This window comes from Herbaspirillum sp. Her2, from assembly GCF_057961375.1.
This window is the reverse complement of record NZ_CM176331.1, coordinates 4667438-4690655: the sequence shown is the minus strand read 5'-3', so window position 1 is coordinate 4690655 and position 23218 is coordinate 4667438. Positions and strand designations below refer to the sequence as shown.

23 protein-coding genes are annotated in these 23218 nt (G+C 63.6%); 17 read left to right on the top strand and 6 right to left on the bottom strand.

Annotated features, from left to right (window positions below):
• The first annotated feature begins 95 nt into the window (after positions 1–95).
• The 5 genes from mreC to ACWHXP_RS21285 all read left to right on the top strand — a co-directional run bounded on the left by mreC (position 96) and on the right by ACWHXP_RS21285 (position 6216).
• Positions 96–1184, top strand: a complete 1089-nt coding sequence (mreC, locus tag ACWHXP_RS21305; protein ID WP_489624183.1) for a rod shape-determining protein MreC — start codon at positions 96–98, stop codon at positions 1182–1184.
• On the top strand, positions 1181–1690 hold the full coding sequence (gene mreD, locus ACWHXP_RS21300; RefSeq protein WP_034340686.1) for a rod shape-determining protein MreD: 510 nt from the start codon (positions 1181–1183) through the stop codon (positions 1688–1690). The genes mreC and mreD overlap by 4 nt, the downstream gene beginning before the upstream one ends.
• A 19-nt stretch (positions 1691–1709) precedes the next feature.
• Positions 1710–3683 (top strand): penicillin-binding protein 2, encoded by a 1974-nt coding sequence (mrdA, locus tag ACWHXP_RS21295; protein ID WP_489635113.1) that lies wholly within the window; start codon positions 1710–1712, stop codon positions 3681–3683.
• 40 nt (positions 3684–3723) lie between these two features.
• The gene (rodA, locus tag ACWHXP_RS21290) at positions 3724–4833 is read left to right on the top strand and encodes a rod shape-determining protein RodA (RefSeq protein WP_034340689.1); all 1110 of its coding nucleotides are present in this window, start codon (positions 3724–3726) and stop codon (positions 4831–4833) included.
• 174 nt (positions 4834–5007) lie between these two features.
• Positions 5008–6216 carry a septal ring lytic transglycosylase RlpA family protein gene (locus ACWHXP_RS21285; protein ID WP_489624185.1) on the top strand — a complete coding sequence of 403 codons (1209 nt, stop codon included), beginning with the start codon at positions 5008–5010 and terminating at the stop codon, positions 6214–6216.
• 144 nt (positions 6217–6360) lie between these two features.
• Here ACWHXP_RS21285 and rsmI read toward each other — a convergent pair whose 3' ends face one another.
• Entirely contained in the window at positions 6361–7275 is a 915-nt protein-coding gene (gene rsmI, locus ACWHXP_RS21280; RefSeq protein WP_489635114.1) for a 16S rRNA (cytidine(1402)-2'-O)-methyltransferase, read from the bottom strand.
• 13 nt (positions 7276–7288) lie between these two features.
• On the opposite strand from rsmI, the gene ACWHXP_RS21275 reads away from it, so the two are divergent.
• The 6 genes from ACWHXP_RS21275 (at position 7289) to ACWHXP_RS21250 (ending at position 11672) form a co-directional block, all read left to right on the top strand.
• Positions 7289–8554, top strand: coding sequence for a penicillin-binding protein activator (locus tag ACWHXP_RS21275; RefSeq protein ID WP_121041256.1), 1266 nt, complete (start codon positions 7289–7291; stop codon positions 8552–8554).
• A 7-nt stretch (positions 8555–8561) separates the two neighbouring features.
• On the top strand, positions 8562–8930 hold the full coding sequence (locus ACWHXP_RS21270; RefSeq protein ID WP_489624187.1) for a YraN family protein: 369 nt from the start codon (positions 8562–8564) through the stop codon (positions 8928–8930).
• 123 nt (positions 8931–9053) lie between these two features.
• Positions 9054–9650 (top strand): phosphoheptose isomerase, encoded by a 597-nt coding sequence (locus ACWHXP_RS21265; RefSeq protein WP_259433701.1) that lies wholly within the window; start codon positions 9054–9056, stop codon positions 9648–9650.
• Positions 9643–10302 (top strand): BON domain-containing protein, encoded by a 660-nt coding sequence (locus ACWHXP_RS21260; protein ID WP_489635115.1) that lies wholly within the window; start codon positions 9643–9645, stop codon positions 10300–10302. Before ACWHXP_RS21265 ends, ACWHXP_RS21260 begins: the two co-directional genes overlap by 8 nt.
• A gap of 166 nt (positions 10303–10468) precedes the next feature.
• Positions 10469–10993, top strand: a complete 525-nt coding sequence (locus tag ACWHXP_RS21255) for a peroxiredoxin family protein (RefSeq protein ID WP_034340016.1) — start codon at positions 10469–10471, stop codon at positions 10991–10993.
• A 178-nt stretch (positions 10994–11171) separates the two neighbouring features.
• Positions 11172–11672 (top strand): LapA family protein, encoded by a 501-nt coding sequence (locus tag ACWHXP_RS21250; protein ID WP_034340000.1) that lies wholly within the window; start codon positions 11172–11174, stop codon positions 11670–11672.
• Between the two features lie 90 nt (positions 11673–11762).
• On the opposite strand, the gene pyrE is transcribed toward ACWHXP_RS21250, so the two are convergent.
• Positions 11763–12422, bottom strand: a complete 660-nt coding sequence (gene pyrE / locus ACWHXP_RS21245; protein WP_008333588.1) for an orotate phosphoribosyltransferase — start codon at positions 12420–12422, stop codon at positions 11763–11765.
• Between the two features lie 174 nt (positions 12423–12596).
• Between pyrE and ACWHXP_RS21240 the strand changes: the two genes are divergently transcribed.
• Positions 12597–13373 carry an exodeoxyribonuclease III gene (locus ACWHXP_RS21240; RefSeq protein ID WP_489635116.1) on the top strand — a complete coding sequence of 259 codons (777 nt, stop codon included), beginning with the start codon at positions 12597–12599 and terminating at the stop codon, positions 13371–13373.
• Positions 13374–13459: 86 nt separating this feature from the next.
• On the opposite strand, the gene ACWHXP_RS21235 is transcribed toward ACWHXP_RS21240, so the two are convergent.
• The 3 genes from ACWHXP_RS21235 to dprA all read right to left on the bottom strand — a co-directional run bounded on the left by ACWHXP_RS21235 (position 13460) and on the right by dprA (position 18249).
• Positions 13460–16138, bottom strand: coding sequence for a DNA topoisomerase III (locus ACWHXP_RS21235; RefSeq protein ID WP_134134206.1), 2679 nt, complete (start codon positions 16136–16138; stop codon positions 13460–13462).
• A gap of 402 nt (positions 16139–16540) precedes the next feature.
• Positions 16541–17017 carry a Smg family protein gene (locus tag ACWHXP_RS21230; RefSeq protein ID WP_034339991.1) on the bottom strand — a complete coding sequence of 159 codons (477 nt, stop codon included), beginning with the start codon at positions 17015–17017 and terminating at the stop codon, positions 16541–16543.
• An 86-nt stretch (positions 17018–17103) separates the two neighbouring features.
• Positions 17104–18249 (bottom strand): DNA-processing protein DprA, encoded by a 1146-nt coding sequence (gene dprA / locus ACWHXP_RS21225; RefSeq protein ID WP_489635117.1) that lies wholly within the window; start codon positions 18247–18249, stop codon positions 17104–17106.
• Between the two features lie 303 nt (positions 18250–18552).
• Between dprA and def the strand changes: the two genes are divergently transcribed.
• The gene (gene def / locus ACWHXP_RS21220; protein WP_039790192.1) at positions 18553–19071 is read left to right on the top strand and encodes a peptide deformylase; all 519 of its coding nucleotides are present in this window, start codon (positions 18553–18555) and stop codon (positions 19069–19071) included.
• Between the two features lie 108 nt (positions 19072–19179).
• Here the strand turns inward: def and ACWHXP_RS21215 are convergent, their stop codons facing one another.
• Entirely contained in the window at positions 19180–20244 is a 1065-nt protein-coding gene (locus ACWHXP_RS21215; RefSeq protein WP_121041269.1) for an MBL fold metallo-hydrolase, read from the bottom strand.
• 130 nt (positions 20245–20374) lie between these two features.
• On the opposite strand from ACWHXP_RS21215, the gene ACWHXP_RS21210 reads away from it, so the two are divergent.
• The 4 genes from ACWHXP_RS21210 to ACWHXP_RS21195 all read left to right on the top strand — a co-directional run bounded on the left by ACWHXP_RS21210 (position 20375) and on the right by ACWHXP_RS21195 (position 23145).
• Entirely contained in the window at positions 20375–20788 is a 414-nt protein-coding gene (locus ACWHXP_RS21210; protein ID WP_008333608.1) for a MerR family transcriptional regulator, read from the top strand.
• Between the two features lie 112 nt (positions 20789–20900).
• Positions 20901–22085 (top strand): isovaleryl-CoA dehydrogenase, encoded by a 1185-nt coding sequence (locus ACWHXP_RS21205; RefSeq protein ID WP_039790199.1) that lies wholly within the window; start codon positions 20901–20903, stop codon positions 22083–22085.
• A 41-nt stretch (positions 22086–22126) separates the two neighbouring features.
• Positions 22127–22729, top strand: a complete 603-nt coding sequence (locus ACWHXP_RS21200; protein ID WP_489635118.1) for a 2-hydroxychromene-2-carboxylate isomerase — start codon at positions 22127–22129, stop codon at positions 22727–22729.
• Positions 22729–23145 (top strand): YchJ family protein, encoded by a 417-nt coding sequence (locus tag ACWHXP_RS21195; RefSeq protein WP_034339977.1) that lies wholly within the window; start codon positions 22729–22731, stop codon positions 23143–23145. Before ACWHXP_RS21200 ends, ACWHXP_RS21195 begins: the two co-directional genes overlap by 1 nt.
• Positions 23146–23218 lie beyond the last annotated feature (73 nt).

Below are 23218 nucleotides of genomic sequence, written 5' to 3'. Positions count from 1 at the left end.
CTCGGCTCCCCTTTTTGTTACCGTTTTCGACGCAGGAAGTGAGTTATCCGCCTGCAGCCGGTCACCTGGTGTGACCCTGCAGTCGGCCTGACGCCATGGAAATCCCACCACTCTTCAAGCAGGGCGCTTCGGCCCGGGTGCGCGTGACCGTCTTTGCATTGATCTCGGTCGTGATGCTGGTGGTCGACGCCCGCATGCACGTGCTGGGCACGCTGCGCCAGGCGCTGGGCACGGCCCTCTATCCGTTCCAGACGGTGGCCATGGTGCCGCGCGACGCCTTCACCAATTCGTCCGAATACTTCTCTTCGCTGGCCTCGCTGCAGAAGGAAAACCGCGAGCTGCGCCAGCAGCAGATCGTCAACGCCCAGCTGATGCAGCAGGAACGCCTGCTGGCGGCCGAGAACGTGCAGCTGCGCAAGCTGCTGGACATGCAGCAGAAGGTGCCGGTCAAGTCCATCGTCGGCGAGATCCTCTACGATGCGCGCGATCCCTTCACCCGCAAGATCATCCTCAATCGCGGTTCGCAACAGGGCGTCACGGCCGGCCAGCCGGTCATCGACGAGGTCGGCATCGTGGGCCAGGTGACGCGGGTATTCCCGTTCTCCTCCGAAGTGACGCTGCTGACCGACAAGGACCAGGCCATCCCGGTGCAGGTACTGCGTAACGGCCTGCGCAGCGTGGCCTACGGCCGCGGCCAGACCGGCGCGCTGGACCTGCGCTTCATGCCGGCCAACGCCGATATCCAGAAGGGTGACGTGCTGGTGACCTCGGGCATCGACGGTGTCTATCCGCCGGGCCTGTCGGTGGCCAGCGTGGCGCTGGTGGAAACCCGTTCGGCGGACTCTTTCGCGCGCATCGTGTGCCGTCCGCTGGCCGGCATCGACCGTCATCGCCAGCTGCTGATCCTGCTGGTGGAACAGAACCTGCCGCCGCGTCCGGAGCCGGACGTGATCGATGAAAAATCGGCCAAGCTCTTCAAGCGCCGCCTGCGTGACAGCACCCGCGACAATAGCGCCGAGGATGCCAACGCCACGCCCAAGGACAAGCCCGCCGAAGACCGCAAGGGCGCCGCCAACGTGACACCGCCGGCCAAGCCTGCGGCAGCGGCCGCTTCAGCTACCCCGGCCGCGCCGGCTGCAGCAGCCGCCACCGCCAAACCGGCCGCCAAGGAATCCGCACGATGAACAACCAATACATCCTCCTGCCGGCCAGTCCGCTGTTCATCGCCTTCAGCCTCATCGTGGCGTTCGTGCTGAACCTGATGCCCTGGGGGCAGATGGTCGGCGTGCCCGACTTCGTGGCGCTGGCGCTGGTGTTCTGGAACATCCACCAGCCGCGCAAGGTCGGCATCAGCGTGGCCTTCATGATGGGCCTGCTGATGGATGTGAACGAAGCCACGCTGCTGGGCGAGAACGCGCTGGCCTACACCCTGCTGTCGTATTTCGCCATCATGATCCACCGCCGCGTGCTGTGGTTCCCGCTGCGCACCCAGGCGCTGCACGTGCTGCCGCTGATGCTGCTGGCGCAGGCGGTGCAACTGGTGATCCAGCTGCTGGTGACGGGCAAGTCGCCGGACTGGTTCTATTTCAGCGAGAGCCTGGTCTCGGCCCTGCTGTGGCCGGTGGTAAGCGTCCTGCTGCTGGCGCCGCAGCGCCGCGCGGTGGACCGCGACGAGAACCGCCCCATCTGAGGGGCCAGGTGCAAGCAGCATGACCGAATTCAAGAATACCGCGCATGAGCTGAGGCTGTTCCGGATGCGCCTGCTGGCTGCGAGCGTCCTGGTACTGGTGTGCTTCAGCCTGCTGCTGGCGCGCTTTTTGTGGCTGCAGGTGGTGCGCCACGACGCCTACGCCGCCCAGGCCGAGGAAAACCGCATCTCGGTGGTGCCCATCGTGCCCAACCGCGGCCTGATCCTGGACCGCAACGGCGTAGTGCTGGCGCGCAACTATTCGGCCTACACGCTGGAAATCACGCCCTCCAAGATCAAGACCAACATCGATGACCTCATCGATGAGCTGGGCACCATCGTGGAAATCCAGCAGCGCGACCGTCGCCGCTTCCGCCGCCTGCAGGAAGAATCCAAGAACTTCGAGAGCGTGCCCATCCGCACCCGCCTCACCGATGAGGAAGTGGCCAAGTTCACCGCCCAGCGCTATCGCTTCCCCGGCGTGGAAGTGCAGGCCCGCCTGTTCCGCCAGTATCCCTACGGCAAGACTGCTGCGCACGTGATCGGCTACATCGGCCGCATCAGTCAGCGCGATGCCGAACGCATCGCCGACTCCGACGACGAAGCCAACTACAACGGCACCGACTACATCGGCAAGGAAGGCCTGGAAAAGAGTTACGAAACCCAGCTGCACGGCACCACCGGCTACGAGGAAGTGGAAATCTCGGCCAGCGGACGCGCCGTGCGCTCGCTCTCGCGCACCCCGGCCACGCCCGGCAAGAACCTGATCCTGTCCATCGACATCGAGCTGCAGAAGGTGGTCGAAGAAGCCTTCGGCGACCAGAAGGGCGCGCTGGTGGCGATCAACCCGGCCACCGGCGACATTCTGGCCTATGTCTCCCAGCCCTCCTACGACCCCAACTTGTTCGTCGAAGGCATCGACCAGCAGAGCTGGGATGAGTTGAACAAGTCGCCCGACCGTCCGCTGCTGAACCGCCCGCTGTCGGGCCTCTATTCGCCTGGTTCGACCTACAAGCCCTTCATGGCGCTGGCTGCGCTGGAACTGGGCAAGCGCCGCCCGCAGGATGCCATCCGCGATCCGGGCTTCTTCGTGCTGGGCAATCACCGCTTCCGCGACGACAAGGAAGGTGGCCACGGCGTGGTGGACATGTACCGCTCCATCGCCATCTCCTGCGACACCTATTACTACATGCTGGCCAATGACATGGGGGTCAATGCCATCCATGACTTCATGAAGCCCTTCGGTTTCGGCCAGATCACCGGTATCGACCTGGAGCACGAGAAGCGCGGCATCCTGCCCTCTACCGAGTGGAAGCGCACCGCCTTCCGCAAACCCGAGCAGAAACGCTGGATCGCCGGTGACACCGTCTCGCTGGGCATCGGGCAGGGCTACAACAGCTTCACCCCGCTGCAACTGGCGCAGGCGACCTCCATCCTGGCCAACAATGGCGTGGTGATGAAGCCGCACCTGGTCAAGATCATCGAGGACGGGGTGTCCCACGAGCGCACAGAGACCGTGCCCAAGGAAAGCTATCGCATCCCGCTGAAGCAGGAAAACATCGACTTCATCAAGCGCGCCATGGTGGGCGTGGTCAAGGAAGGCACGGGCGCAGCCGCCTTCTGGGGCGCGCCCTACGAGTCGGGCGGCAAGACCGGGACGGCGCAGGTGGTCAACATCGCCAAGAACCAGAAGTATGATTCCAAGAAGCTTTCGCGCATCTACCACGACAACGGCCTCTACATCGGCTTTGCGCCGGCCGACGCGCCGCGCATCGCCATTGCGGCCGTCGTCGAGAACGGTGGCTGGGGCGCCGGCGTGGCCGCCCCGCTGGTACGCAAGGCCATGGATTACTTCATGCTGGGCAAGCGCCCCAATGAGCCGATCAAGTCGGTCGCGCCCGAGGCGGTGAGCCCGGATACCCCGGTCGAAGGTTCCACCTCCGAAGACGCCGGCAGCAGCAATACGCCGACGGTCCAGCCGGATGTGCAGGAATGAGGCCTGACATCGCAACAAGCAGTACGCACGAGGAGCCGGCATGAGCCTGCAACGTCCGCCCCTGTGGCAAATCATCAAGCCGCACCTGACGGTGTTCGACGGCGCGCTGTCGCTGATCGTGTTCCTGATCCTGTCGGTGGGCATCGTCACCCTCTATTCGGCTGGCATGAACTTCCCCGGCCGGGTGGAAGACCAGCTGCGCAACATCCTGGTGGCCTTCATCGTCATGTGGGTAGCCGCCAACGTCTCGCCCCAGCTGCTGCTGCGGCTGGCCGTGCCGGTCTATACGGTGGGGGTGACGCTGCTCATCGCGGTGGCGCTGTTCGGCATCATCAAGAAGGGCTCGCGCCGCTGGCTCAACATCGGCATGGTGGTGCAGCCTTCCGAGATCATGAAGATCGCCATGCCGCTGATGCTGGCCTGGTACTTCCAGAAGCGCGAAGGCATGCTGCGCTGGGATGCCTTCCTGGTGGCGGCGATCCTGCTGCTGATCCCGGGCTTTCTGATCATCCGCCAGCCTGACCTGGGCACCGGTCTGCTGGTGCTGGCGGCCGGCTTCTACGTCATCTTCTTTGCCGGCCTGCCCTGGAAGATCCTGCTGGGACTCTTCGTGGCAGGCGCGGCCAGCCTGCCGGTGGTGTGGTCCTTCATGCACGATTACCAGCGCCAGCGCGTCATGATGCTCATCGACCCGACCTCCGATCCGCTGGGCAAGGGCTTCCACATCATCCAGTCCACCATTGCCATCGGCTCCGGGGGCGTCACGGGCAAGGGCTGGCTCATGGGCACCCAGACCCACCTGGAATTCATCCCCGAACGTACCACCGACTTCATTTTCTCGGTCTATTCGGAGGAGTTCGGACTGATCGGCAACTGCGTGCTGCTGGTGCTGTACCTGCTCCTGATCGGGCGCGGCCTGATGATCACGGCCAATGCGCCTACGCTGTTCACGCGCCTCTTGGGCGGGGCGATCACGATGATCTTCTTCACCTATGCCTTCGTGAACATGGGCATGGTCAGCGGCATCCTGCCGGTGGTGGGCGTCCCGCTTCCCTTCATGAGCTATGGCGGCACCGCGCTGGTCACGCTGGGCCTGGGCGCAGGCATCCTGATGAGCATCCAGCGCCATCGCAAACTGGTTCAAAGCTGATCCGGACGCACACCCTTCTTGTTGCAGGAATGGCAAGTTTGCGAGGATTCGTGAACTTGCTGTACTGACGAGTTGTCAGCCTCGGTGCATTGCAGTCTGGTATCGTTGCGAACATTCCGGCCGGGACCCGCAAGCACCAGGCCCCGCGCATCGACTGTTGACCAAGGACAGCCCATGGAAACACCCACTCTAGACCATCACCACCCGCGCGCCTCCCTGGGCCGCGCCCTGCGCTGGGGCACGCTGCTGCTGCCCTTGCTGCTGGCCGCTTGCGGCACCACCCAGCAGGCCCCGCGCCAGACCGCCCAGGCACCGGCCACCCCCACCAAGTCCGCCAGTACCCGGCCCTCCAACGTCCCGGCGCTGCCGGCGGCGGGTTCGGGGCGCGGCGGCTACTACAAGGATGACGGCCCGGGCGATCACATCCCCGATGGCCTCCTGGACGTGGCCGATGCCGAACCCCAGGTGGAACCAGTCTCCAAGGCCGCCAGCCGGCCTTATGCGGTGTTCGGCAAGACCTACGTGCCGATCACGGACAACAACCAGCCCTTCATCCAGCGCGGCGTGGGCAGCTGGTATGGCAAGAAATTCCATGGCCAGAAGACCTCTTCGGGCGAACTCTACGACATGTACAAGATGACGGCCGCGCATCCCACGCTGCCCATCCCGTCCTACGCCCGGGTGACCAACCTGAAGACCGGCAAGCAGGTCATCGTGCGCATCAATGACCGCGGGCCCTTCCACTCCAGCCGCATCATCGACCTCTCCTACACGGCCGCGCTCAAGCTCGGCTACCTCGGCACCGGCAGCAGCGAACTGGAAGTCGAGCGCATCCTGCCGGAAGAAGCCCAGCGCATGGCCGATGCACGCCGCAATGGCGGCGGCACCACGCTGGCGGCGGCCGATCCGATCAACCGGGCTGCCGATACCGGGGCCGGTGGACAGGGTGTCTCCACCGGACCGGTGGAAATCAATACGGTCAGCGCGCAAAGCCTGCCACCGCAGCCGACCGTGGCGGCGGTACAGCCCATCAACGCCAGCACCAGCAGCGCCGCCGGTGGCGCGGGCATGGCCGGGGGCGGTGGCATCATCAATGCCGTGGCCAGCGGCTCGGCCCCTTCGCCGGCCATGCCGCAAGCGGTTCCGCTGACGGCCGGCTATTACCTGCAGTTCGGTGCCTACTCGCAGGAAGCCAATGCCCTGGTGGCGCGCGACAAGCTGCTGCCCAGCCTCTCCGGCATCGTCGACAGCATGCAGGCGGTGCAGGTCAACGGACTCTATCGCCTCTATGCCGGCCCCTACCCGACCCGTCCGGCAGCGCAGAACGCGGCCATGCTGGTGCGCCAGCGCAGTGCCGGCACGCCGTTCATCGTGGAGCGTTGAGCCGACTTCGGTTTTTGGGAATTTTCTTCACCCGCCCTGCAGAGGCATTTCAACGCAGGGCGGCGTGGCGGGCGATGCAGGGGTGGCCCCGCAAAAAACTTCATTTGATCGCCCGAACGGGCTGAGCCGGGGGCCTGTGCGGCTTCAGGCGTCCTCGTCCTCTTGTGCGCCTTGGCGGATCTGCAGGGCGCGTTCATACAAGGCATTCTTTTTCTGGCCGGTGATCTGCGCGGCCAATGCCGTCGCCTGCTTGACCGGTAACTCTTCCAGCAGGATGCGCAAGACGCGCTCGCCCTCGGCATCTTCCCCCTCGACCGGCCGCGCCCCTTCCAGCAAGACCACGAATTCACCGCGCTGGCGGTTGGCATCCTGCTCCAGCCAGGCCACGGCCTCGCCCAGCGGGCAGCGGTGGATGTGCTCGAAGAGTTTGGTCAGCTCGCGCGCCAGCACCACCTGGCGGGTGGGGCCGAAGACCTGCAGCATGGACTGCACGGTCTCGACGATGCGGTGCGGAGCCTCATAGAACACCAGCGCGGCCTGCAGCGCCACCAGTTCCTGCAAGGCGGTCTCACGCTGGCGGGTCTTGGCTGGCAGGAAGCCGACGAAGTGGAAGCGGGCATCGGTCAGGCCGGAGGCCGACAAGGCAGTCACCGCCGCCGAGGCACCGGGCAAGGCGATGACCTGGAACCCTGCGGCGCGCACGGCGTCCACTACACGGGCGCCGGGGTCGGAGATGGCCGGGGTACCCGCGTCCGAGACCAGGGCCACGCGCTGGCCGGCCTGCAGGCGTTCGATGATCTTGGCGGCGGCTTCGCGCTCATTGTGTTCGTGGGTTGCCAGCAACTGCTTGGAAAGGCCATAACGCTGCAGCAACTGGCTGGTATTGCGGGTATCCTCGCAGGCCACCGCGTCAGCAATGGCCAGCACATGCAGGCCGCGCAGGGTGATGTCGCAGACGTTTCCGATGGGCGTGGCCAGCACATATAATGCCGACACCGGATAGCTTTGCTGGGCGGCATCCTGCAGGATGGAGGCGGCGACGCTGGAATTCTGATTCATTGGAGGGGGCGGGATGTTCACAAGTTGGAAGAAAATGACCGCGCAAGCGGCCCTGCTGGCAGGCATGCTGGCACCATGGATGATCACGGCCAGCGCCGCAGCAGCCGACAGTGTACCTCTGCTGGCCCAGGCTGCCACGCCTGGTGCTGCCGACCCCGCCCCGCTGGCCCTGCCGCCGGGCACCTCCCCGGAGATGGAATCAGCCGCCATCGGCGCACCCGCTGTGCCGCCACCCCCAGCTACCCCGACACCCGTGCGCGTGGCCCTGCTGCTGCCCTCGCGCAGCGGTGCCTTCGGCGCGGCTTCCGATGCCGTGCGCACGGGCTTCCTGACCGCCTATTCGCGCCAGAAGGAAAATATCCAACTGGCCATCGTCGAAACCGGCGACTCCGCGCCTGACATGCAGCGTGCCTATGACGACGCATCCGCCAAGTTCGACATCGTGGTCGGCCCGCTCTCGCGCAGCGCCGTCACCGCCGTGGCGCAGAGCGGGCGCGTGAGCAAACCCACGGTGGCGCTGGCGCAGCCCGACATGAATGGCGAAACCGAATTGCAGTTGCCACCGCAGATGCTGGCCGTGGGCCTGTCCATCGACGAGGAAGCGCGCCAGGTCGCCAACTGGGTCGAGAAGGAAAAGGCCCCCGGCAAGATTTTCGCCATCTCCACCGGCACCGCCTGGCAGAAGCGCGCCGCCCGCTCCTTCCAGCTGCGCGCGCGCCAGCTCGGACTGCAGGTGGAAACACTGGAACTGAGCACGCCCTCCAACGCCCTCTCCGCGCCCGGCCTGGCGCAACTGGCCAAGCGCGTGGAGCAGGAAAAGCCGGCCCTGATCTTCGTCGCCCTGGATGCGGCGCAGACCGTGCAACTGCGCAGCGCCGTCGGCAACGAGCTGCCGCTGTACGGGACTTCGCAGATCAATCCCTTCACCCTCAAGCGTGACAACCCGAATGACAAGCTGCCCGAACTCGATGGCGTGCGCCTGATCGACATCCCCTGGCAGCTGCAGCCGGACAACGTGGCCGTGGCCCGCTACCCGCGTCCGGCGGTCAACGACAACGAGCGCCCCAATCCCGACCTGGCGCGCCTGTACGCGCTGGGCATCGATGCCTACCGGGTGGCCTATGGCATCGCCCAGAAGCAATCCGGCTTCGACATCGACGGCGTCACCGGCCGGCTGAACGTGAACATGGTCAGCGGCGGCACCACCTTCTTCCAACGCCAGGAAACCCAGGCCGTCTACCAGGATGGCTGGCCGGTGCCGATGGCCGACCAGTACTGAGGCCATCATGGCGCCAGGCAGCTCGCTGCGGCGCACGGCGCGCCAGCGCACCGGGGACGACGGCGAAGACCGGGCGCTGGCCTACCTGCAGGCACAGGGCCTGCAGCTGGTGCAGCGCAATTTCCGCTGCAAGGGCGGCGAGATCGACCTGATACTGCGTGAGGGCAGCACCATCGTCTTCGTGGAAGTGCGCGCCCGCGCCAGCAGCGCCTATGGCGGTGCGGCCGCCAGCGTCACGCCGCCCAAGCAGCGGCGCCTGCTGGTGGCCGCCCAGGTCTGGCTGCAAGGACAAGCGCGCCTGCCGGCCTGCCGCTTCGACGTGGTCACGCTGGAAGGCGGCCGGTTGCAGTGGCTGCGCAACGCCATCGAGGCCTGAACAGCGGACGGTTTGGCGCGACAGCGGGCGGCTGGAGTATCATGTGCGACCGGATTCCGGAAACTTCTCTTTACGAATTGCCCGGACTTGGCCGCGTTCAAGTCCTCTATAATCGCAGGCACTATGACAAATCCCCGCATCCTCGCCCATTTCCAGGAAAGCGCCGACCTGAAGATGAAGGCCGCCAGTGTTCTGGCCCAACCGATCGAACAGGCGATTGAACTAATGTTCACTGCACTGTCGAATGGCAACAAGATTCTTGCCTGTGGCAATGGCGGATCGGCCGCCGACAGCCAGCACTTCGCCGCCGAACTGGTAGGCCGCTTCGAACGCGAACGCCTGCCGCTGCCGGCCCTGGCGCTGACCACCGATACGTCCATCCTCACCGCCGTCGGCAACGACTACAGCTACCAGGAAATTTTCTCGAAGCAAGTCCAGGCCTTCGGCCAGGCCGGCGACATCCTGCTGGCCTTCTCGACCTCGGGCAATTCGGGCAACATCCTGGCCGCCATCGAAGTGGCGCACGAACGCGACATGCGCGTGGTGGCCCTGACCGGCAAGGGTGGCGGCAAGATCGGCAAGGTCCTGAACGACGCCGATGTGCATATCTGTGTGCCGCATGAACGCACTGCGCGCATCCAGGAAGTGCATCTGGTGTCGCTGCACTGCATTTGCGACGGTATCGACGTCGCGCTTTTTGGAGATGATGCGAATGAGTGATGCACGATCCTTGTTGACCCGTATGCGCCGCCCGCTGGCGGCCGTGGCCCTCGGCGGCATGGTGGCCCTGAGCCTGCAGGGCTGTTTTGCGGTGTTTGCCGGCGGTGCGCTGGCCACCACCTTCGCCGCCACCGACCGCCGCACCCTGGGCGCGCAGACGGAAGACAAGTCCATCCTGGTCAAGGGCGAAGCCCGCATTCCCGAAGTGGTGGCCTCCGGCTCCCACGTCAACGTGACGGCCTTCAACCGCAAGGTGCTGCTCTCGGGCGAAGTGCCGGACGAAGCCTCCAAGGCCGCCGCCGAGCGTGAAACCAAGGCCATCCAGAACGTCGACACGGTGTACAACGAACTGGAAGTGGGCCCGTCGTCCAGCTTCGGTTCGCGCTCCAGCGATGCGCTCATCACCAGCAAGGTCCTGGCCAGCCTGGTGGACGACAAGACGCTGTACTCCAGCGCCTTCAAGATCACCACCGAGCGCGGCATCGTCTACATGCTGGGCCGCGTGACCCAACGTGAAGGCCAGCGTGCGGCGCAGATCGCCAGCGGCGTCTCCGGTGTGAACAAGGTCGTGACCCTGTTCGAATACATCACCGAGGACGAACTGAAGGACTACCAGCGCAAGCCGGCCAGCGAGAACAAGGCCACCAGCTGATGGCAGCTGCGTAGCTGATGCAGGTCAAACCGCCGGCGAGTCCGGCGGTTTTCACGTGCAGGGGCCGCCCGCAGAATTCTGCGGCGAGGTCTATAATGCTTCAGTTCAACGAGGCTGCCGTATGCAGTGGCAGGCCTCTTCCCGCAGTCCGGATCCGGAGTTTCCCATGCAAGCACAGGCCAACGCGCCCAAGAGCGGTCTCATGATCAAGCTGGCAGCCGTCCTGGTGGTGGCCGCTGTCGCCGCCTTCGCCTATTTCAAGGTCAATGCCGGCAATGCCGCGCCCGACGTCACCTTCACCAAGCTCGATGGCCAGCAGGTGGCACTGAAGGATTTGCGCGGCAAGGTGGTCATGGTCAATTTCTGGGCCACCAGCTGCACCACCTGCGTGGGCGAAATGCCGCAGATGATCGACACCTACAACAAGTTCAAGGACCGTGGCCTGGACTTCGTGGCCGTCGCCATGAGCTATGACCCGCCCAACTACGTGCTGAACTACACCGAAACCCGCAAGCTGCCCTTCAAGGTCGCGCTGGACCCGCAAGACACGCTGGCCAAGGCCTTCGGCGACGTCAAGCTGACCCCGACCACCTTCGTTATCGGCAAGGATGGCAACATCATCAAGCGCTATGTCGGTGAGCCGCAGTTCGCCGAACTGCACCAGTTGCTGGAAAAGGCGCTGGCTGCCTGAGCCCGCAGCGCTCTTCCCCGCTTGCAAGCCGGCTCCGTGCCGGCTTTTTCATTTCTGATTGCAGGATGACAACTGCACGGAACATCCCCGTGCTTGCCGTAGTCCAAGATATTCATATCGTCGTCATGACAAGCGCTCGCGTGCCTCTGCCGACACCTTCACAACAAAGGAGGCTGACATGAAATTCCGGACCATTTTCCTCATCGTGCTGCTGGCGCTGGTCGCCATCTTCGCCGCCGTCAACTGGACGGCCTTTACGGCCACGACCACGCTCTCGCTGATCTACACCGAATTCCAGGCACCGCTGGGCGCGGTGATGCTGGGCGTGGTGGTGGTGCTGACGGCCTTCTTCCTGCTCTACATCCTGGCCCTGCAGACCAGCGTGATGCTGGAAAGCCGCCGCCTGACCAAGCAGCTGGAAGCCCAGCGCGCCCTGGCCGACCAGGCCGAGCATTCGCGCTTCAATGACCTGCGCGGCTACCTGAAGACCGAGCTGGAACAGCTGCAACGCCGCCAGACCGAACAGCAAACCCTGCTGGCACAGCGTCTGGATGCCTTGCAGCGTGACATCCACCAGCGCGTGGAACAGACCGAGAACGCCGTTGCGGCCCAGGTCGGCGAGCTTGATGACCGCCTGCAGCGCCAGCGCGTGACCACCGTGCCTCAGAATTTGGCATAAACCTTCCAACGCCCACGCAAAAAAGGCTGGAACCTCGCGGATCCAGCCTTTTTCTTCATTTAATGCCTTTTAGCGGCAGTTCCAGGGCACTTAGACGCCGTAACGGGTCCGATACGCTGCTACCGCATCCTTGTACTGGCTCAGGCGAGCATCGCCGCCGTTGGAGATGTACTCGAAGAGGTCATTGAGGTTGCCGATGGAGATGACCGGCATATCGTACTCGCGCGCCACTTCCTGCACGGCCGACAGTTCGGAGAGTGCGCCATCCTTGCCCGAGCGCTCCATGCGGTCCAGCGCGATCAGCACGGCGCAGGGGGTGGCACCGGCGGCGCGGATCATGTCCACCGACTCGCGCACCGAGGTGCCGGCCGAGATGACGTCATCAATGATGACGACCTTGCCCTGCAGCTTGGCACCGACAATGGTGCCGCCTTCGCCGTGGTCCTTGGCCTCCTTGCGGTTGAAGGCAAAGGGGACATTGCGGCCCATGCCGGCCAGCGCCACCGCGGTGGCCGAGGCCAGGGTGATGCCCTTGTAGGCGGGGCCGAACAGCATGTCATATTCCACGCCCGAATCCTGCAGGGTCTGGGCGTAGAAGCGGGCCACCTGGGCCAGGGTCGCGCCCTCGCTGAAGAGGCCGGCGTTGAAGAAGTAAGGCGAGGTACGGCCCGCCTTGGTGACGAATTCGCCAAAGCGCAGCACGCCGGCCGATACCGCGAATTCGATGAATTCCTGTCTCAAGTTGCTCACAATGCATTTCCCGGGAAGAGTCAAAACGGAAGGTGCGGACCGCGCCCGCTTGCCGCCAGGCAAGGCTGCGCGGTGGCAAAGCCTTCATCAGGCCGACATTTTAAATGATTCATCCTATCGGTTATGCTACCGGCCTGATTGAACACACTTCTGCAGCAAGCAAACAGGACATCCATGCCAAAAATCGTCTCCGCCAACCTCAACGGAATCCGTTCGGCCGCCAAGAAGGGCTTCTTCGAGTGGCTGCAAAAGGAAGCGCCGGACTTCGTCTGCGTGCAGGAACTGAAGGCCCAGGCGGCCGACATGACCGAAGACTTCCTGGCCCCGGCCGGCTATGTCGGCCATTTCCACTACGCCCAGAAGAAGGGCTACTCGGGCGTGGGCGTCTACAGCCGCCGCCAGCCGGATTCGGTGCGCATCGGCTTCGGCAATACCGAATTCGATGACGAAGGCCGCTATGTCGAATGCGACTACGGCGACCTGACCGTGATCTCGCTCTATGCGCCCTCGGGTTCGTCCAGCGAGGAACGCCAGGAAGCCAAGTTCCGCTTCATGGAAGCCTTCCTGCCGCACCTGATGGAGTTGGAAAAGAGCGGTCGCGAAGTGGTCATCTGTGGCGACTGGAACATCGCCCACAAGGAAATCGACCTGAAGAACTGGAAGAGCAACCAGAAGAATTCAGGCTTTTTGCCTGAAGAACGCGCCTGGATGACGCGCATCTTCGACCAGCTGGGCCTGGTGGACGTGTATCGCCGCCTGCATCCGGAGACCACCGGCGAAGCCTACACCTGGTGGAGCAACCGCGGCCAAGCCCGGGCCAACAACGTGGGATGGCGTATCGATTACCACGTCTCCACGCCGGGCATTGCGGCCAAGGCGGTCAGTGCGGCGATCTACAAGGAACAGCGCTTTTCGGATCATGCGCCGTTGACGGTGGTGTACGGCGACTAAGCAGCCGCCGAACCAGATCGGCCTCGCCAAGAAAAAGCCCTCGCACCGTAAAGTGCGAGGGCTTTTTCGTTTCTGGCGCCGGAGGATCAGGCGTCCGGAGCCGCAGCCTTTTTCGGCGTCGCCTTGCGCAGGGCCGGCTTCTTGGCCGCTGCCGCCTTGGTCTTGGTGGCCGTGGTCTTGGCCGCCGTCTTGGTCGCCGTCTTCTTGGCGGCCGGCTTGGCTACTGCCTCGTCGGCACCGTCATCGGCGTCCGCTGCTGCAGCCTTGCCCTTGGCGGGAGCTTTGGCCTTGCGTTCCTCGAACTCGAAGCTGATCTTGCCATCCTTGCCGCGCACCAGGAAGGCCTTGAAAGGCCGGCGCGTCCGTTGCGAGATGAAGCCCGGCAGCAGGTCGGTCTTGCCGTCGTTGAGGAGCTTGGCCATCTGCTCCGGCAGGATCTCCTGCTGCAGGATGATGCGGCTGCTGCGGAAGTCGCAGGCCTTGGGCTTGGCCACGGTCTTCTCGCAGACATAGGCCAGGCCCATTTCGTAGACGCCACTGCCGCACTTGGGGCAGGCGCCCAGCGGGGTCTGTTCGCTGAAGTCCACCGGCTCGCCGCCTTCGCCATCGGCCTGGTCCTGGCCGAAGTCGAATTCCAGCTTGAAGTTCTTGATCTCTTCGTCGCGCGAAATCTTCAGGATGGCCGCAAACGGACGGCCCATCTTGGAGCGGAAGCCCTGCAGCGGACCAATGGTGCGGTTCTGCAGCAGCTCTTCCACTTCGGCGATTTCGAACTGGCGGCCACCGGGCACCTTGCTCATCGAGAATTCGCACTTGGTGCAGGCGAAGCGACGGTAATTTTCCTTCACCACGCCACCGCAGTTGGGGCAAGGCGTCTGCAGGGTCGCGTAGTCGCCGGGGATGGTGTCGTTGTCGTATTCCTTGGCGCGCTTGACGATGATCTGGGTCATCTGCGCGATCTCGCGCATGAACTCGTCACGGCTGATCTTGCCGCGCTCCATCTGGGCCAGCTTGTGTTCCCACTCGCCGGTCAGTTCGGGTTCGGTCAGTTCATCCACACCCAGGCCATGCAGCAGCGTCATCAGCTGGAAGGCCTTGGCGGTAGGCATCATTTCGCGGCCTTCGCGCAGCAGGTACTTTTCGTTGAGCAGGCCTTCGATGATGGCCGCACGCGTGGCCGGCGTGCCCAGGCCCTTGCCGGCCATGGCTTCGCGCAGTTCATCGGAGTCCACCAGCTTGCCCGCGCCTTCCATGGCCGACAGCAGCGTGGCTTCGGTGTAGCGGGCGGGCGGCTTGGTGACCAGGCCATTGGCGGTGACCTTGTCGGTCTTGACCTTCTCGCCCGGGGCCACGGCCACCAGGTTGCCGCCGCCTTCCTTGTCCTTGTCGTCTTCCTCGACCTGCTTGCCGTAGATGGCCAGCCAGCCGGGGTTGATCATGACTTTGCCTTCGCTCTTGAACTGGTGGCCCGACACTTCCGTGAAGCGGGTGGTCACCTGGAACTCGGCCGGCGGGAAGAACACCGCCATGAAGCGGCGCGTCACCAGGTCGTAGAGCTTCTGTTCCGGCTCCGACAGGTTCTTGGGCACCTGGGTGGTCGGGATGATGGCGAAGTGGTCGCTGATCTTGGTGTTGTCGAAGATGCGCTTGTTCGGCTTGACCCAGCCTTGCTTGAGGATCTGCTTGGAGAACTGGTGGTAGTTGTTGTTCTCCGCCAGCGCCTCCATGGTGTCCTTGACCGTGTTGATGTAGTCCTCGGGCAGGTGGCGCGAGTCGGTACGCGGATAGGTCAGCACCTTGTGCTTTTCATACAGCGCCTGGGCCAGGCCCAGGGTGTTCTTGGCCGAGAAGCCGAAGCGCGAGTTGGCCTCGCGCTGCAGGCTGGTCAGGTCGAACAGGCCCGGCGACATCTGCGTGGTCGGCTTGGATTCCTCGGTGACATTGCCCGGCTTGTCGCGGCAGGCGGCCACGATGGAATCCGCTGCGGCTTTGCTCCACAGGCGCTCGGGACGCTTCTCGGGATCGGCTTCATCCTTCTTGTGGCCCTTGTCCAGCCAGCGGCCCTTGTAGATGCCGGCAGCGCAGACGAATTCGGCGTGCACTTCCCAGTAGTCACGCGGGATGAACTTCTTGATCTTCTCTTCACGCTCGACCACGATGGACAGGGTCGGCGTCTGCACGCGGCCCACGGTGGTCAGATAGAAGCCGCCCTCCTTGGAATTGAAGGCGGTCATGGCGCGGGTGCCGTTGATGCCGATCAGCCAGTCGGCTTCGCTGCGGCAGCGCGCGGCATTGGCCAGCGGGAGCATTTCTTCATCATCGCGCAGATGGGCGAAGCCCTCGCGGATGGCGCCGGGCGTCATCGATTGCAGCCACAGGCGCTTCACCGGCTGCTTGGCCTTGGTGTATTGCGCGATCAGGCGGAAGATCAGTTCACCTTCGCGGCCCGCGTCACATGCGTTGATGAGGGTGGTGACATCCTTGCGTTTGATGAGCTTGGAGAGCACCTTCAGGCGCGACTCGGTCTTGGCAATCGGATTGAGCGCAAAGTGCGGCGGAATCATCGGCAGGTGGGTAAAACTCCACTTGCCGCGCTTGACGTCGTATTCCTCGGGAACTGCGATTTCCAGCAGGTGACCGACGGCCGAGGACAGGATGTACTCGTCGGATTCGAAATACTCATCGTGCTTGGTGAAGCCGCCGAGCGTCTTCGCGATGTCGTTCGCGACAGAGGGCTTCTCGGCAATGATGAGGGTCTTGCTCATAGGTATGGGTCTCGATGGTGAGAGGTCAGTTGCTGGTGTGCTGCGGGAGTTGCATCAGCCTCACGTGGGGCCGGACTGCTCCGAAACAACACCATGCCATCCCAGGCGGTCAACGATAGGCGGCGGCAAGCTACGCAAGTGGCCGGCGTTTCATTGCCTGTGGACAACGGAATTTTTATATAGTAGCCAATATCGGGCCAATGCGGGGGAATGATAAGCGTGATGCAAATGAAACGGCAAGCACAAGGGCTTGCCGTTTCATTGATTCATGCGCTTTCGCCGGCTTTTATGTTCATTCATGCCGAAATGGCTTGAAATGAAGCAACAGCACGGGGATGCGGCGTCAGCACGTTGTCAGCAAGGCTCCCTCCCAGCCCTGTCGCTCGTGCCAGGCCGGTGCGTTCAGTGCAGCAGGCGCGGTTCGGTATCGTCTTCGTCGAGGAACAGCTCCTCGAACATCAGGCCGTCCGGTTCCTTGCCCTGGCTCCACAGCACCATCAATACGATGACCTTGAGTTTTTCCAGGGTGATCGGCGCTTCACCGGCGGCCAGGGCGCGCTCGATGACGATCTCGCGCTGGATCGGGTCCAACATCTTGGCCGATTCGAGGAACTGGATGAAACCGATGGCTTCCACGCCCAGAATGTCACTTTCCTGGGTCGCATAGATGCGCGTACCGAAGGAAAAGGCGGTCTGTCGGGGATAGTTGTCGGCGAATTCGTGATTGGCGACTTCAAGATCAGTCAGCCATCCGAGTGCCTGGGAGATTTCATCTTCTTCGAAACCGATCGCGGACAACTTTTTGACGAGCGCCTCGGGTTCGGGGCAGGCATCAGGGCGATAGTAGGTTTCGTACAGGTAAACGAGGACATCAAACATGTTCGTACTCTATCGCGAAGGTTATGAATGTACAAGTCAGCCAAGTCCAGTATGGCAGGATTTGCGGCGCTGCGGGGATAATTTCTTCACACGATGCGGCGATAACGTGCACCCGGCAGCAGGTCCACCCAACCCTGCAGTTCCAAGGTTAGCAAACTCCCTGCCAGGCCCGCTGCATCAAGGCCGCAGCGCAACGCGAGGGTATCGGCATCGACCGGGTCATGGCCCAGGCTCTGCAATAACTGTTGGCTTGCCGCATCGAGCTCATCCATGGCGCGCGATGAAGTTGCCTGCACGACAGCTTGCTGCTTCGGCAACGTCGACCAGCCGGGCAGCTCATCGAGAATATCCTGCGTGGTCTCGACCAGCTTGGCCCCTTGGCGGATCAGCTGATGGCAGCCTTTGGACAGCGGCGCGTGGATCGACCCCGGAATGGCAAACACATCCCGCCCCTGCTCGGCCGCCATGCGCGCGGTGATGAGCGAGCCCGACCGGGCCGCCGCCTCCACCACCAGCACGGCGCGCGACAAGCCCGAGATCAGGCGGTTGCGGCGCGGAAAGTTGGCTGAAAGCGGCGGCGTGCCCAGTGCATATTCGCTGACGATGCAGCCGCCCTCGGCGATGCGTTGTGCCAGCGCGCGATTGCGCTGGGGATAATCCAGATCGATGCCGGTACCGATGACGGCCACCGTCGAGCCCGGCCCGGCCAATCCGCCCGCATGGGCTGCGGCGTCGATGCCCAGCGCCAGTCCGGAGACGATGGTGATGCCCGCACGGCTGAGCTCCTCCGAAAACCGGCCCGCATGCTGCACGCCCTGGGCCGTGGCATTGCGGCTGCCCACCACCGCCAGCGCATTGCCCGCCAGCAGCGCCGGATTGCCGCGCACGTACAGCAGCAAGGGCGGATCGGCAATCTGCAGCAAGCCCGGCGGATAGCTTGCATCGGCCAGCGTGATGACGGATTGCCCCGGCACCTGCGCCCAGGCCAGCGTGGCGGCGATGCGCTCGCGCTGCTGTGCGGTCGGTGCGCACACCAGGCGAGCCGCCACCGCCGCTGGCACCACCGCCCGCACGGCCTCCTGATCGACCTGCCAGATACCCTGCGGCAAACCGAACACCGCCAGCAGCCGGCGCGCCAGCACCGGTCCGATGCCCTCGGTCATGGCCAAGCGCAGCCAGGCAGTCAGTTCTGTGGCCGGATCGGCAATAGTGTCGTGGAAAGGCTCTTGCATGAGGATAGATGAAGTGTTGTACATCGGCCGCCCGCTCAAGGCCGTGCGGCGCGGCTCTCCGGGCGGGCCTGTGGCGGGCTGTGATACACTTTTCCAAAAAACGGGAATCTCCTGGCCGCCGCGCCACGCCGCACAGGCCTGCCAGGACCGGCATTGTGCGGTGGCCGTGCTTGAAGCGTCGCGCTTCGGCCGCATTTACATGACAAATCCCGAAATGAATTTCCCGCACGCTCGCAAAATGACGAGATCCGGCCCGAACCAGGTCCCCCGAGACCGAACCCCAAGCTTACCGAGAACACACGTATGGCCCTGCTGAACATCCTCCGTTATCCCGATCCGCGCCTGCACAAGGTTGCCGTCCCCGTGACCGTCTTCGACGAGCGCATCAAGAAGCTGGTGGCCGACATGGCCGAGACCATGTATGCCGCCCCCGGCGTGGGCCTGGCGGCCAGCCAGGTGGATGTGCATGAACAGGTGGTGGTCATTGACGTCTCCGATGAAGGCAAGAACCTGCAGGTCTTCATCAACCCCGAGATCCTCTGGGCCAGCGAAGAAAAACGCGTCTATGACGAAGGCTGCCTGTCGGTGCCCGGCATCTACGATGGCGTGGAACGTCCGGCCCGCGTGAAGGTGCGCGCTTTTGATGCCGACGGCAAGGCCTTCGAGGTCGATGCCGATGAGCTCTTGGCCGTGTGCATCCAGCATGAGATGGATCACCTGAAGGGCAAGGTCTTCGTCGAATACCTGTCGCCGTTGAAGCGCAACCGCATCAAGACCAAGCTGCAGAAGGAAGAGCGCGAGATGAAGAAGAAGGCGGGCTGATACGCCGCCCGCATCTGAGATAAAAAATAACGCCGGCCGGGTCATCCCCGCCGGCGTTTTTCATTGATGCGTCACTTGCATCAATACCATCGATTGATGCAAGAAGGCTTACACCGCCACAAACCGATACACCCCATCCTCCCCCAGCAAGCGCTTGACCGCACCGTCATACCAGAGCTTGTGCAAGTGCGCCACCGCCTCCCCCAGCGCAAAGGACAGCTGATGCGTATCCAGCGGCCGCTTGAACATCACCGGCAGGATATCCACCCCCGTCTGCGGTGTGGCACAGGCCGCCAGCACTTCGGCCAGACGCTCGCGGTGATGGTCGTTCAACTGCTGGATACGGGTATGCAAGCCACGGAAGGGCTTGCCATGCGAAGGCAGCACCAGCACATCGCCCGGCAGGTGCGCGTATTTCGCCAGCGAATCCAGATACTGCTGCACCGGATTGCTCTCCGGCTCGATCGCAAACACCGACACATTGGTCGAGATGCGCGGCAAGACCATGTCCCCCGAAATGAGTACATTCAGCGCCGCGCAATACAGGGATACGTGCTCCGGCGAATGCCCGAATCCGGTAATGATTTCCCAGTCGCGTCCGCCGATGCGCACCGCGTGGCCATCCTGCATGCGGTGATACGCGTGCGGCACCGCCGGCACCAGGTCCTGGTAATACGTATTGCGCCCCTGCAGCGTCGCCACCGTCTCGGGATCCGCCAGGCCATGCCGCTGGAAATGCGGCGTGGCCGCCGTGCCCTCGGCCCCCGGCAAGGCCGCCGACATCACGCGCGCAAAAGCGTAATCACCGGTACTCATCCACAGCGGTGCCTGCCAGCGCTGGCACAGCCAGTCGGCCAGCCCTACGTGATCGGGATGGCAATGCGTGACCAGCACGCGCAGGATGGGCAAGCCATCGAGTTCTTCGGTGAAGATGCGCTCCCAGGCCGCGCGCGTGTCATCGGTGGCGATGCCGCAATCGACCACGGTCCAGCCGCGCTGGCGGCCTTGCGGGGTGTCGAGCTCGTCTTGCAGCAACCACAGGTTGATGTGATTCAGGGCAAAGGGCAGCCCCATGCGCAGCCAGCGCACGCCCGGCGCCACCTCCATGGTGTGGCCGGTGTCGGGCAGGGTGTCGCCGAAGGCGTAGTCGAGCTGGGATTCAAGAGCATTCATCAGTAAGCCTGGCGATCATCGTGAGGGGAGTCAAAGGCGTCGCACCAGCCCTGCATTTTTTGCTGGACGACAGGGCACAATATACTTTACGTTAACGTAAAGTGCCAGACCAACCCAATCCATCCCGTCCATGCCAACCTACACCATCACCGAACTGGCGGAAGAATTCGCGATCACGCCGCGCGCGATCCGGTTCTACGAAGACCACGGCATCCTCAATCCCAAGCGCGAAGGGGTGGGCGGTCGGCATCGCGTCTATCCGGCGCGCGAACGCACGCGCCTGAAGCTCACGCTGCGCGGCAAGCGCCTGGGCTTCACGCTGGCCGAAATCAAGGACCTGATCGACATGTACGAATCGCCCAAGGATACGCAGCCGCAGCTGCAGCGCTTCCTGGGCCTGCTGCAACAGCATCGCGAAAAACTGGAACAGCAGCGCGAAGACCTCGAACTGACCCTCTCCGAAATCGCCGCCCACGAAGAGGAATGCCGGCAACTGCTGGCCGATGCCAAACCGAAGAGCAAACGCAAGGCGGTAGCGGCCTGACGCAAACGGCATTTGCCGCCGCACAGATCGCCCTCATTGACGTTAACGTCAAGCAACAGAAAACGTTTTACACCACAACAAGAAACACCAAACACCCAACGAGGAGACACCCATGATCCACCTGCCCGGCCTCAATTTTGACCATGGCGAAGACATCGCCGCCCTGCGTGAAGCGGTTGCCGCCTTCGCCCAAACCGAGATCGCCCCGCGCGCAGCCGAGATCGACCGCAGCGACCAGTTCCCAATGGACCTGTGGAAGAAGCTGGGCGACCTGGGCGTGCTGGGCATCACCGTCGGCGAGGAATACGGCGGGGCCGGACTGGGCTACCTGGCGCACATCATCGCGATGGAAGAAATCTCGCGCGCCTCGGCTTCGGTGGGCCTCTCCTATGGTGCGCACTCCAACCTCTGCGTGAACCAGATCAAGCGCAACGGCAATGAAGAGCAGAAGCGCAAGTACCTGCCCAAGCTGATCTCGGGCGACTTCATCGGCGCACTGGCCATGTCCGAACCCAACGCCGGCTCGGATGTGGTGAGCATGAAACTGCGCGCCGACAAGAAGGGCGACCGCTACGTGCTCAACGGCAGCAAGATGTGGATCACCAATGGCCCCGATGCCGACGTGCTGGTGGTCTATGCCAAGACCGATCTCGACGCCGGGGCGCGCGGCATGACTGCCTTCCTGGTAGAGAAAGGATATAAAGGATTTTCCGTCGCGCAGAAACTGGACAAGCTCGGCATGCGCGGTTCCCACACCGGTGAACTGGTGTTCCAGGATTGCGAAGTCCCGGAAGAGAATGTGCTAGGCGGCGTCGGCCGTGGCGTCAATGTGCTGATGTCAGGCCTGGACTTCGAGCGCAGCGTGCTCTCCGGTGGTCCGCTGGGCATCATGCAGGCCTGCATGGATGTGGTGGTGCCCTACGTACATGACCGCAAGCAGTTCGGCCAGGCCATCGGCGAATTCCAGCTCATGCAGGGCAAGCTGGCCGACATGTATTCCACCATGATGGCCTGCAAGGCCTACGTCTATGCAGTGGGCCAGGCCTGTGACCGTGCCGACAGCGCCGACAAGGTGCGCGCCCTGCGCAAGGACGCCGCCGGTGCCATCCTCTACTCGGCCGAGAAGGCCACCTGGATGGCGGGCGAAGCGATCCAGTCGCTGGGCGGCAATGGCTACATCAACGAGTATCCCGTGGGCCGCCTGTGGCGCGATGCCAAGCTCTACGAGATCGGTGCCGGCACCAGCGAGATCCGCCGCATGCTGATCGGCCGCGAACTGTTTGCCGATACGCTGTAAGCACCCTCCCCTCTTTTGAAACTCCAAACAGAACGGACATCATGAGCACACCCATCGATTTCTACTTCGACTTTAGCTCGCCCTACGGCTACTTCGCTGCGGTCGAGATCGACAAGCTGGCCGCGAAATACAGCCGCACCGTCAACTGGCATCCCATCCTGCTGGGCCCCATCTTCAAGGCACTGGGCACCAATTCGCTGGCCAACATTCCGGTCAAGGGCGACTACTCGCGTCACGACATGGAGCGCACCGCGCGCTTCCACAATATCTTCTACAAAGCCCCGAGCCAGTTCCCCATCGGCACGCAAGTGGCTGCGCGCGCCACGCTGTGGGTGCAGCAGACCCAGCCGGCCAAGGCGGTGGACCTGATCAAGACCTTGTACAGCGCCTATTTCACCGAAGACATCGACATCAGCGTGCCCGAAAACGTGCTGCGCATCGCCGCCGACAACGGCATCGACCGCGCCGCGCTGGAAGCGGCGCTGGGCACGCCCGAACTGAAGGAGCAGCTGCGCGCAGCCACCGAAGCGGCCGGCAAGGCTGGCGTCTTCGGCTCGCCCTTCATGATCGTCGATGGCGAACCATTCTGGGGCTTCGACCGCTTCACCCAGCTGGAAGCCTTCCTCAAGAACGGAAAGATCTGATGAGCACCAAGAAAGACAAGTCCGGCCCCTGCCCCTGCGGCCAGCCCAGCTTCGAGAAATGCTGTGGCCGCTTCATCACCGGTGGCCAGGTGCCGGCCACGGCCGAACTGCTGATGCGCTCGCGCTATACCGCCTTCGCCCTGCGCGACGAAGCCTACCTGCGCGCGACCTGGTTCCCGGACACCTTGCCGGAAGAAGAACTGACCAGCGAAACCGACGTCAAGTGGATCGGCCTGGACATCAAGAAACACCAGCACGCCAGCGGCAGCGATGAAGCGACCGTCGAGTTCGTGGCGCGCTTCAAGGTGGGTGGCAAGGCGCACCGCCTGCACGAGATCAGCAACTTCGTGCGCCAGCCTGACGACAGCGGCCAGGCGCGCTGGTATTACGTGGATGGGCGCTTCCCGGAGGACTGACGTTTTCCGCACCATGCCCCGCTGCGCCAGCACCGGTGCGGCCGACAGCACAACAAGAAACTGAACAGAGAGA